Below are 11403 nucleotides of genomic sequence, written 5' to 3' on the forward strand. Positions count from 1 at the left end.
GCGTTCGGCGGGACGCGCCTTCACGCGGCTGCCGCACTCGGCCCGAACGGCCCGGATGACCCGAACGGCCCTACAAGCCGAGCGACTTGGCGATGATGCCGCGCATGACCTCGCTGGTGCCGCCGTAGATCCGGAACACCCGGTTGTCGGTGTAGAGCCGGGCGATCGGGTACTCCAGGATGTAGCCGTAACCGCCGTGCAGCTGGAGGCACTTGTCGATCACGGTGGAGGCCGACTCGGTGCAGAACAGCTTCGCCGCGGCCGCGTCCGCGACGGTCAGCTCGCCGTCCTGGTACAGCTCCAGCGCCCGGTCCACCATCGACTGCTGCGCCACCACCTGGGCCTCGCAGTCGGCCAGGGTGAACTTGGTGTTCTGGAACTCGGCCACCGCCTTGCCGAACACCTTGCGGTCCTTGACGTACTGCACCGCGAACCGCACCGCCGCCGCGGACGCCGCGTAGGCGCCGACGGCGATCGCCAGCCGCTCCTGCACCAGGTTGTGGGTCAGGTAGGAGAAGGCCCGGCCCTCCTCGCCGAGCAGGTTCTCCACCGGCACCCGGACGTCGCTGAACGCCAGCTCGGCGGTGTCCGAGGTGCGCAGGCCGATCTTCTGGAGCTTGCGGCCGACGGTGTAGCCCGCGGAGGAGGTGTCCACGCAGAGGATGGACAGCCCGGCCCGGCGGTTCTCCGGGTCGTACGGGGCGGTGCGGCAGACCACCAGGACGAGGTCGGCCAGCACGCCGCCGGTGATGAAGGTCTTGGCGCCGTTCAGGACGTAGTGGGTGCCGTCCTCGGAGAGCCGCGCGGTGGTGGTGATGCCCGCGAGGTCGGAGCCGGCGCCCGGCTCGGTCATCGCGATCGCGGTCATGATGTCGCCGGAGACGAAGCCGGGCAGCCAGCGCCGCTTCTGCTCCTCGGTGGCGTACTCCAGCAGGTACGGCAGCACCAGGCCGGTGTGCACGCCGGAGGAGCCGAAGCTGACGCCCGCCCGGGCGGTCTCCTCGGCGACCACCGCCTGGTACTTGAACCCGCTCTCGCCCGCGCCGCCGTACTCCTCCGGCACCTCGATGCCGTAGACGCCGAGCGCGCCGAGCTGCCGGTAGAAGTCGCGCGGCGGGTGGCCCTCGGCCTCCCAGCTCTCGTAGACCGGGACGACCTCGTTGGCGATGAAGTCCCGGATGGTCTCCCGGAAGGCCTCGTGGTCCTCGTTGAACACGGTGCGGCGCACGGCGGCGCTCCCTTCGACGGCACCGGCCGGGGCTGCCGGCCGGGGCGGAACGTGCCTGGTGATGGCCCCACAAGTTAATCCGGGGTAGCTTCGGCTGTCCAGCGTCCGAAGGGCCGCGGAGCACGGGTGGCAGGGGTGGCAAGTGAATCCTTGCTAGCCTGCTCGGAGTGTCCGGGGAGACGGCGGGGAGGCGCGCCATGGTGGTCCGACGGCCGCCCGGGCGGCGCGCCCAGATCCTGGCGGTGGCCGCCGACCGCTTCCACCGCAGCGGCTACCACCAGGTCTCGATGACCGAGGTCGCCGCCGGCGTCGGCATCACCGCGCCCGCGCTCTACCGGCACTTCCGCGGCAAGCCCGAACTGCTCGACCGCGCCGTCCGGTTGGGCCTGGACGCGCTCGCCGAAGGCCTGCGCTCGGCCCGCACCACCGCCGACCTCGGGGCCGCGCTGGCCACCGTCGCGGTCGGTCACCGTCCGCTCGGCACCCTGGTGCAGCGCGACGCCCGGCTGCTGCCGCCGGCCCGGCGGGCGGCGCTGCGCCGCGAGCTGCGCGCGGACGTCGCCCTGATGGTCGTGGTGCTGCGCGCGGAACGGCCGGAACTCGCCGCCCGGGACGCTGAGTTGCTCTGCTGGTCGGCGCTCTCGGCCTGCGCCGGGCTCTCCTACCAGTCGGCGGCGCCGCAGCCCCGACGGGCCGAGGCGCTGCTGCGCGAGGTGGTCGCGGCCGTCCTCGCGGTCTCCCCGGGCGGTACGGCCGCGGGGCCCGACGCCGTGGCCGAGCCGGGGCCGACGCCGGAGCCCAGACCGCGGGCGCGCCGGGAGGAGCTGCTCGCGGCGGCCGTGCGGCTGTTCCACCAGCGCGGCTTCGACAACGTCAGCACCGACCAACTCGGCGCCGCCGTCGGCATCTCCGGCCCCAGCGTGTACCGGCACTTCGACAGCAAGGCCGAGCTGCTCGCCGCCTCGCTGGTGCGCAGCCGCGAGCGGCTCTGGCACGAGGTGGACGGCGCGATCGCGGCCGCCGCCGGGCCCGGGGCGGCGCTCGACGCCGGGCTGGGCGCGTACGTCGGCTTCGCGCTGCGCAACGGGGACTACCTGGGCGCGATGCTCAGCGAGACGGAGCGGCTGGCCCCGCCCGACCGCCGGGCCGCGGTGGACTTCCGGCGGGACTTCCTGCGCACCTGGGTCGGACTGCTGCGGCAGGTGCACCCCGGGTACGACGCGGCGGCCGCCCGGATCCGGGTGCACGCGCTGTTCGCGCTGGTCAACGACGGGGTGCGGAACCGTCCGCACAACGCCCGGCCGGACCTCGGGGACTGCCTGCTGCGGCTCGGCCGGGCGGTGCTGGGGCTCTCCTGACCGCGGGCCCCCAGAGCGAGCCGGTGGTGCGTCCTAGTAGAGGACGTGCGGGTAGTAGACCTGGGCGTCGACGCCGCCGTCGCGCCGGGGAGCGTCGCGACGGAGGGACTTGTGCTGGACGGTGTTGTCCTGGTCGGCGCTGACCGTCCCGCCGTTGCCCGTCACCGCGACGCCGTTGTTCTGGTTGCCCGCACCCGAACCGGTGGCCGTCTGCTGGGTGTTGACCACGTTGCCGTGGACGGCGCCGATGATGTTGCCGGAGCCGGAGTCGCTCACCACGCTGCCGTTGGAACGGTCGCTCGCACCGGCGCCGGCGCCGCTGTCGGCGTTCGCGGTGGCGGCGCCGAAGCCGACGAGGAGGAGCGCCCCGAGGGCGGTGACGGCGGCGGCTGCGCGAATACGGGACACGCTGGTCTCCCTGGCGAGAAGCGAATGGTGGTGCCGCCCGGAGTGGCCGCTCCGGGGCGCCGTGCCCTGACGTCGCCCGTTCAGCATTCACCGGTGGGGTGGACGAACTCCACCGAACGGGTGGCAATTCCCCCGATGGTGGAGGGGTGGTCAATTCGACGTTGTCGAAGTTGACCGCATTCCGTCATTCCATCGGGAAGGCGTCAAGAAGAAAGAAATGGTCGCCAGATAGTCGCACTGGCACACTGAGGACCCATGTCTGATGGTGCCCCGCCCGAGTTCACCCCCGCCGAGGAGCTGCGCACGACCGAGGTCGATCTCGGCGGCCTGGTGAACGTCCTCGCCACCCACCTCTACTCCACCCCGCTGGTCGCCCTGCGCGAACTCGTCCAGAACGCCCACGACTCGCACACCCGCCGGCTCCTGGAGGACCCGGACGGCGACCACCGCCCGCTGATCAGGGTGCGCGCCGACGCCGCCCGGCGGACCGTCGCCATCGAGGACACCGGCGCCGGCCTCACCGAGCCCGAGATCCACTCCTACCTGGCCACCGTCGGCACCGGCTACACCCGGATGCTGCGCGAACTGACCGGCAACCAGGAGCTGATCGGCGCCTTCGGCCTGGGCTTCCTCTCCGCCTTCTCGGTCGCCGACGAGGTCACCGTCACCACCACCTCGCACCGCGAGCCGGGGCTCGGCCACCGCTACCGCAGCCGCGGCGGCGAGCAGTACCAGGTCGAGCCGGTGCCGGCCCGGCCCCAGCCGGGCACGGTGGTCGAGCTGGCGCTCAAGGCCGAGCACGGCCACCTCGCCGACGAGGACGTCCTGCGCGACGTGCTCGGCCGCTACTGCGTGCTGCTGTCGGTCCCGGTCCACGTCGGCGAGGACGAGCGGCCGGTCAACTCCGTCGAGGTGCCCTGGCGCGGGCGTCCGGAGGGCGACCGGTACGCCGCCCGGATGCGCTTCGCCGCCGCCTTCGGCCGCCGCTTCGAGCCGCTCACCGCCTTCCCGGTCGAGCCGGTCGAGGGCGCCACCGACGCGGTCGGCCTGCTCTGGGTCCAGGACGGCGGCAGCTACGGCAGCAGCGACAACCGCGACCTCGCCGTCTACCTGCGCGGCATGCTGCTCGCCGAGGACGCCCGCGACCTGCTGCCCCGCTGGGCCGGGTTCATCGGCGGCGTGGTCGAGTCCGACCGGCTCACCCCCACCGCCAGCCGCGAGGACCTCCAGCGCGACGAGCACTACCACGCGCTCCGGAAGGCCCTCGCCGACGCCATCGTGGACGGCCTGTACGAGACCGCCCGGCTGCGGCCCGCCGCCTGGCGCCGGATCCTCACCCGGCACGGCAACGACCTGCTCGGCGCCGCGCTCTGCGACGAACGGCTGTTCACCCTGCTCGCCGACGACGTCCCGGTGCCCACCTCCCAGGGCGACCTCACGGCCGGCGCGCTGCGCGCTGCGGGCGGCGGCGCGGTGCACGTCGCGCTCGGCAGCGGCGGCGGCTTCGAGGAGATGCTGTACCGGGCGATGCGGGTGCCGATCGCGCGCGGCGACCGCTACGCCGTCCTGCCGTTCCTGCACCGCTACGCCGAGCTGCGCGGCTGCCGGGTGGTCGAGCTGGGCAGCGAACGCGGCAACCGCGAGCTGTTCCGCGATCCGGAGCGCCCGCTGCCGGAGCACGAGGCGGCCTGGCTGGCCGGCGCCCTCGCCGACCCGGGCGAGCAGCTCGTCCCGGCCCGCTTCGACCCGCCCGGCCTGCCGCTGGTGCTGGTGCCGGACCGCGAGGCCGAGCTGAAGGCCAGGATCGAGGACGACCAGGCGGACGCCCGGATACCGTCCGCCGCCCTGCGGCTGGCCCGCGCCTTCACCGCCCGCACCGACGGCGGGGTCCGGGCCCGGCTCTACCTCAACCTGGCCAGTCCGGCGGTCCGGGACCTGCTCGCCGCCTACCGCGCGGGGCACACCGGCAGCGCGACCGCGGCCGGGCTGCTCCGCTCGATCAAGGTGATCATGGCCGCGGCCTCGTCCGGCCCCTCCGAGGGCGACCTCACCGCCGCGCTGGCGGGCATCGGCACCGCGGTCTCCGCGCTGACCGCCGCCGTCCCGGCCGGGCTGCCGGAGGTCCCGGACAGCCCCGGGGCCCTCACGGAGGAGCCGTGACGGACGGATTGTCAGTGGGGTGCGGTAGACAACTCATCAGCACGACGCAGGGGGAACAGCCATGACCACCGACATCTGGGCCTGGGTGCGGGACACCCACCGGCAGCTGGCCGAGGCCGGCCACCACCGGCTGGCCGACGCCATCGTCGAGCTGCCCGAGCACGCCACCGAGGGGCGCAACGAGCAGCTGGACGCGCTCTACCCGGAGGCGGTGGCCGCCGCCCGGGCGCTCGGCCTGCCCTGGGTCGAGGTCTACCTGCGGCACTGGCGGATGCAGAACCTGCTGAACAAGCGCCAGCAGGGCGAGGCGGTGCTGCCCGAGGCGGTCGACCTTCTGGAGTTCGCCCACCGGGAGGACACGGCGGGCTGCCCGCAGTCCGTCTGCGTGGTGCAGGACTTCGCGATCTGCCACGCCCGGGTCGACGGGCCGGGGTACGTGGCCGAGCGCCTCGCCGTGGTCGGCGAGACGCTCGACCGGATCGAGCCCGACCGGGCCTGCTACGACTGCCTCTCCCGCGAGTACTCCGACGCCCTGGAGGACGACGGCCGGGCGGCCGAGGCGCTGGACCACCTGGACTCCGCGGCCAACCGGATGCGGGCGGCCGGCCAGCCGGTCTCGCTCCGCTTCCACCAGGCCCGGGCCGGCACCCTGCACCTGCTGGGCCGGCACGAGGAGGTGCTGGAGCTGCTCGACACCGCCGAGCGGGCCGAGCAGACGCAGGGCCGCCGGCTGGACGAGCGGGACCAGCGCTGGGGCGCCCTGCTGCGGGCCCGCGCGCTCGCCGCGCTCGGCCGCACCGAGGAGTCGCTCGCCCTGCTGCCCGCGCGGGCCGAGGCCGAACGGCACGCCGACCTGCGCGGCACCTGGGCGCAGACGGTCGAGCTGCTGGTCGCCGCCGGCGCCCGGGAGAACGACGCCGAGCTGGGCGCCGTCCTGGCCGGCTGGGTCGGCTACCTGGACGGCGTCGGCGCGCACCGCCCCTGCGTGGACCTGCTGCTGGCGGCGGGCCGGCTCGCGCTCGCCCGCGGCGCCCGCACGGTGGCCCTGGCGCTCGCCGCGACCGGAGAGCGCAAGCTCACCCGGCTGCGGCGCACCGACGGCGTGTCGGAGCAGGTCGCGGCCCTGCGCGCGGCCGCCGAGGCACTGCCGGAGCCCGAGCTGCCCGTCCCGCCGGGCGAGCTGACGGCGCACCTGGCCGAGGTCGGGGTGCCCTACGAGACCGGCGCCGACCTGCTCTCCGTCGCCCTGGACCGGTACCGGGGTGAGCAGGCCGGCGCCACCGAACTGGCGGTGCTCCTGGCCACCGTGCTGGGCGGCCTCGGCCACGCCCGCGCCGCGGCCGACCTGCTGTGGCGGCACCTGGAGGACGACCCGGCCGACCGCGAGCTGACCGGCGCGCTCGGCGAGATGCTGATCGACGCCCGGGACGCCGAGGGCATACGCCGCCTCGCCGACCGGGTGGCCGCCTCCGCCCCGGCCGACGGGCACTGGATACGGGCCCGCTGGGCCGCCGCCGAGGGCCGCTGGGCCGAGGCGCTGGAGCGGTGCCAGGAGATCCTGGCGCTGGACGACGAGGTGCTCAACACCCGCCGCCTCGCCGCCCGCGCCGCCACCGAACTGGGTGACCACGCCACCGCCCAGCGGATGTACCTGGAGCTGCTGGAGCGCGCGGTGCCGGCCGACGGCGCCGCCGAGGAGGACGGCCACCGGGCGGTCCAGGAGCCGGACCTCTGGCACCTGATCACCGCGGCCACCGCCAACCGGGACTGGGCCGTGGTCCGCTCCACCGGCGCGCTGCTCGACATCGAGTTCGACGAGCCCGAGGGCCCGGTGGACGAGGAGTGGCAGCTGGTCACCATCCGCGCCACCCGCACCAACGGCGCGACGTCCGACCTGCCCGCGCTCCGGACGGGCCCGGCCACCGCCCGCATCCTGCCGGTTCTCGGCGACGACCTGACGCTCAACCACGGCGACGTGGTGGTCTTCGCCCCGGCCCTGCTGGAGCGCCCGCCGGCCGAGGACGCCCCCGAGGAGGAGCGGCAGCGCTGGCGCCCGGTGTTCGAGCTGCTCACCCTGCTCGACCCGGCCGGGTACACCACGTACTGGATCGACGGCGGCTGGCCCGGCGACGAGCCGTGGTCGGCGCTGCGCGAGGAGCTGCACGAGGCCGGGTGCGCGGTCTGGGTGTACAGCGGCGACGAGTACCGGATCACCGACCCGGCGGAGGGCGGCGACACCCTGCCCGGCGTCTACGCGGCCCTCGGCGTGCCGCCGACCGCCTCGGCCGCCGAGGCCGACGCCCTGCTGCTGCGGCTGACCGGCGGCTGGGCGCACCCGCTCGCCTGGCCGGAGCTGGCCAAGGCGGCCGGCGCGGACCTCGCCCGGCACGAGGAGACGGTCGAGCGCTACGGGCTCTGACCGCCCCGACCGTACGGCCCCGGCGGGCCGGCCCTCCAGGGCCCCGCCGGGGCCGTACGCGTTCCCGGACCCCTACCGCGTTCGGCCCGCGCCCCGGCCGCTCCCTGTTCGCGCCCCGTCCGCTCCCCGCCCCCGCCCCGTCCGTGCGCGCGACGGGAACCATCCGGCGCCGACCCGAGTCTTTGTCAATGCTTTACCATTCCATTGCCAAGACCCGACCTTCGGAGTGCCCGCACCGTGACCAGCCTCGCCCTCGGCCCGTCCTGGCTCGATCCGACCACCCTGATCTCCACCTTCGGCCTGATCGGCATCCTGGCCATCGTCTTCGCCGAGTCAGGCCTGCTGATCGGCTTCTTCCTGCCGGGTGACTCGCTGCTGTTCACCACCGGCCTGCTGGTGGCCGGCGGCACCTACCTGCACCAGCCGCTCTGGCTGGTCTGCGGGCTGATCGTGGTCGCCGCGGTGGCCGGGGACCAGGTCGGCTACCTCTTCGGCCGCAAGGTCGGCCCGAGCCTGTTCCGCCGCCCCGACTCCCGGGTCTTCAAGCAGGAGAACGTGGAGAAGGCCGCCGCCTTCTTCGACCGGCACGGGCCCAAGGCGATCGTGCTGGCCCGCTTCGTGCCGATCGTGCGCACCTTCACCCCGATCGTGGCCGGGGTGAGCAGGATGAACTACCGCGGCTTCGTGGTGTTCAACCTGGTCGGCGGCGTGCTCTGGGGCGGCGGGGTCACCGTGCTCGGCTACTTCCTGGGGCAGATCCCCTTCGTCCGGGACAACATCGAGGCCATCCTGGTCGGCATCGTGCTGCTCTCGGTGATCCCGGTGGCGGTCGAGCTGCTGCGGGCGCGCCGCTCCGGCGCGGTCGCGGCCGACCGGCACCGCGCCGGGTAGGCGTCCGCCGCTCCGGCCACGGGACGCCGCGTACATGTGCGTCGGGCTGTTCGATCAGGCAAGGTGTAACCCGAGATCGAACGGTGGCCGGCGGCCGCCAGGGGCGGCAAGGAGTGGAAGTGCCTAAGCGGGGCCGACCGGGTGCGGGCAAGCGGGCGAGGGGAGGCCGGGCGGTCCGACAGCCGCGGCAGGCGCCCCCGAAGCCGGTGCACCCCGCCGACGCCCCGCCCACCGAGGGCCTGCTCGGCCACCCCGCCCCGGTGGTCGAGCCCACCACCGTCGTGCCGCTGGTGCCGCCCGTCCCGGAGACCAGGGGCCTGCTGGCCCCGGAGCCCGAGCGGGTGTCCGAGCCGGTGCCCGGGTCCGAGCGGGTGGCCGAGCCGGCGCCCGGGTCCGCGGCCCGCCCCGAGGCCGGACGGGTCGAGGCCGGGTGGGTCGACGCCGGGCGGGTCGAGGCCGAGCGCCCGGTCCGCCGTCGTTCGGTCGCCGAGGACACCCTCACCCCCGAGGAGTGGCGGGCGGCCGGCTACACCCCGCCCACCGGCATCCCGCTCCCGGACCTGACCGCCGGAGCCCCGGGCGAGGCGCCCTGGCCGGACCGGATGCGCACCCTGCTGCGCACCCCGATGTCCGAGCGCCCCGCCTTCGAGCGCACCGCCCGCGAGATGCACCCCTCCGCGGCCGTCACCCGCAACGTCCCGCGCATCCTCGACCTGACGCTGCGCATCGGCGAGCTGCTGCTGGCCAGCGGCGAGGCCGCCGAGGACGTCGAGGCGGCGATGCTCGGCATCGCGCACGCCTACCGGCTGGACCGCTGCGAGCCGCAGGTCACCTTCACCCTGATCGGCATCTCGTACCAGCCCTCGCTGGTCGAGCCGCCGGTCACCGCCGACCGCGTGGTGCGCCGCCGCACCTCCGACTACACCCGGCTCGACGCGGTGTACGCGCTGGTCGCGGACATCACCGCGGAGCAGGTGACGGTCAACGACGCCTACCGCCGGCTCGCGGCGATCCGCCGCAACCGGCACCCGTACCCGGCCTGGTTCCTCGCCCTGACCACCGGTCTGCTGGCCGGCGCGGCGACCTTCCTGGTCGGCGGGAAGATCGACGACAAGGCCTGGCTGGTGTTCGCGAGCGCCTTCGTCGCGGCCGTCCTCGGCGACCGGCTGGCCTCCGCCCTGGCCAAGCGCCGGCTGCCGGAGTTCTACCAGTTCGTGGCGGCCGCGATGCCGGCCGCCGCCTCCGGCATCATCCTCTCGCTCAACGACTGGGGCCTGCGCGGCTCGGTCGTGATCACCGGTGGCCTGTTCGCCCTGCTGCCCGGGCGAGCCCTGGTCGCCGCCGTGCAGGACGGCCTGACCGGTTTCTACATCACCGCCGCGGCCCGTCTGCTGGAAGTGATCTACCTGGTCGCGGGCATCGTGATCGGGGTGATGGTGATCCTCTACCTGGGGGTCGGCTTCGAGGCGAACCTGCGCCCGGACGAGAGCCTGGTGGGCGTCAACTACCCGCCGGTCCAGATGGTCGCCGCGATGCTGCTGACCCTGGCCTTCGCGACGCTGCTCCAGACCGACCGCCGGACGCTGGCCCTGGTCACCGTCAACAGCGGCATCGGCTGGGCGAGCTACGGCGCGCTGGTGTACAACGCGGGCGTCAACCCGATCGCGGCGACGGGTGTGGCGGCCGGCCTGGTCGGCCTGTTCGGCCAGCTGATGGCGCGCTACCGCAACGGTTCGGCGCTGCCGTACGTGACCGCCGCGATCGGCCCGCTGATGCCCGGTTCGGCGCTCTACCTCGGGATGCTCGCCTTCGCCCAGGGGCACTCCAGCGCCGGCCTGGTGTCGGTCTTCCGGGCGGCGGCGATCGCGATGGCGCTGGCGGTCGGGGTGAACCTCGGTGGGGAGATCGCCCGGCTGTTCCTGAAGCTGCCGGTCGGCGCCGAGCGCCCGTCGCTCTACCCGGCGATGCCGCGCCGGGCGGCCAAGCGCACCCGGGGCTTCTGACCGGACGGCGACCCGGTGTTGGGGGAGACGTGGGCCCCGGGCCACGTCACGGCAGGCAGGACGCAGGACCAGGAACGAAGGTAAGACCCATGACGACACTGCTGGACGGCTACCGCGAGCACATCGTCGCCGCGCACAAGCAACCGCTGTTCCTGCTGCTGGTCGGATTCATCACCTCCTTCGTCTTCATCCGGTTCAGCGTCCGGATGATCCGCGCCCAGGTGCGCTGGTGGCCGGGCAACGTGACCCCGGGCGGCCTGCACATCCACCACATGGTGTTCGGCCTGGGCTTCCTGCTGCTCGGCGGCATCGGGGTGTTCGCCACCTACGGCGGGCACCCGTGGATCGACTGGTTCGGGCTGGCCTTCGGCATCGGCTGCGGCCTGGTGCTGGACGAGTTCGCGCTGATCCTGCACCTGGACGACGTGTACTGGAGCGAACAGGGCCGCAAGTCGGTGGACGCGGTGATCTTCGGCATCCTGTTCACCTCCCTGCTGCTGGTCGGGTACGTGCCGCTCGGCGTGGTGCCCGGCGAGGAGACCAGGTGGGGCCTGATCACGATCATCTCGGTGAACGCGCTGGCCTCGGTGGTCACCCTGCTCAAGGGCAAGGTGTGGACCGGCCTGCTCGGGATCATGGTCCCCGGCCTGTCCTGGATCGGGGCGATCCGGCTGGCCCGCCCGAGCAGCCCCTGGGCCCGCTGGCGGTACGCCACGCGCCCCCGGCGCCGGGCGCGTGCGCTGCGGCGTGAGCGCCTGCTGCACCGGCGCGCGGACCGGGCCCGCACCTGGCTCTTCGACCTGATCGCCGGGGCCCCCGACAAGGTGCCCGCCAACCATCCGGCCGCGCACCGGGTGGCCGAGCGGATGGCCGCCCGGGCCAGTGCCCACCTCGACGCGCACGCCGCCCGGGCGCTGGCCCGCCGCCAGGCCCGAC

At 74.5% G+C, this 11403-nt stretch carries 8 protein-coding genes; 6 read left to right on the forward strand and 2 right to left on the reverse strand.

Features of this window, described 5'->3' with window-relative positions:
• Positions 1–70: 70 nt before the first annotated feature.
• On the reverse strand, positions 71–1228 hold the full coding sequence (locus ACFU6K_RS16715) for an acyl-CoA dehydrogenase family protein (RefSeq protein WP_380663707.1): 1158 nt from the start codon (positions 1226–1228) through the stop codon (positions 71–73).
• Positions 1229–1425: 197 nt separating this feature from the next.
• Between ACFU6K_RS16715 and ACFU6K_RS16720 the strand changes: the two genes are divergently transcribed.
• A complete protein-coding gene (locus ACFU6K_RS16720; RefSeq protein ID WP_380663708.1) occupies positions 1426–2586 on the forward strand; it encodes a TetR/AcrR family transcriptional regulator in 1161 nt (386 codons plus the stop codon).
• A gap of 33 nt (positions 2587–2619) precedes the next feature.
• Here ACFU6K_RS16720 and ACFU6K_RS16725 read toward each other — a convergent pair whose 3' ends face one another.
• Positions 2620–2994 (reverse strand): hypothetical protein, encoded by a 375-nt coding sequence (locus ACFU6K_RS16725; RefSeq protein ID WP_380663710.1) that lies wholly within the window; start codon positions 2992–2994, stop codon positions 2620–2622.
• A gap of 255 nt (positions 2995–3249) precedes the next feature.
• Here ACFU6K_RS16725 and ACFU6K_RS16730 point away from each other — a divergent pair, with 255 nt between their 5' ends.
• The 5 genes from ACFU6K_RS16730 to ACFU6K_RS16750 all read left to right on the forward strand — a co-directional run.
• The gene (locus ACFU6K_RS16730; RefSeq protein ID WP_380663711.1) at positions 3250–5154 is read left to right on the forward strand and encodes an ATP-binding protein; all 1905 of its coding nucleotides are present in this window, start codon (positions 3250–3252) and stop codon (positions 5152–5154) included.
• A gap of 61 nt (positions 5155–5215) precedes the next feature.
• The gene (locus tag ACFU6K_RS16735; protein ID WP_380663713.1) at positions 5216–7573 is read left to right on the forward strand and encodes a hypothetical protein; all 2358 of its coding nucleotides are present in this window, start codon (positions 5216–5218) and stop codon (positions 7571–7573) included.
• 237 nt (positions 7574–7810) lie between these two features.
• The gene (locus ACFU6K_RS16740) at positions 7811–8464 is read left to right on the forward strand and encodes a DedA family protein (RefSeq protein WP_380663714.1); all 654 of its coding nucleotides are present in this window, start codon (positions 7811–7813) and stop codon (positions 8462–8464) included.
• 119 nt (positions 8465–8583) lie between these two features.
• Positions 8584–10467 (forward strand): threonine/serine exporter family protein, encoded by a 1884-nt coding sequence (locus tag ACFU6K_RS16745; RefSeq protein WP_380663716.1) that lies wholly within the window; start codon positions 8584–8586, stop codon positions 10465–10467.
• A gap of 89 nt (positions 10468–10556) precedes the next feature.
• Positions 10557–11403 (forward strand): hypothetical protein (locus tag ACFU6K_RS16750; RefSeq protein WP_380663717.1); only part of this gene is annotated, 847 nt, incomplete at its 3' end.

The sequence above is a fragment of the Kitasatospora sp. NPDC057512 genome, from assembly GCF_042802135.1.
In the GTDB taxonomy this organism is placed as follows: domain Bacteria; phylum Actinomycetota; class Actinomycetes; order Streptomycetales; family Streptomycetaceae; genus Kitasatospora.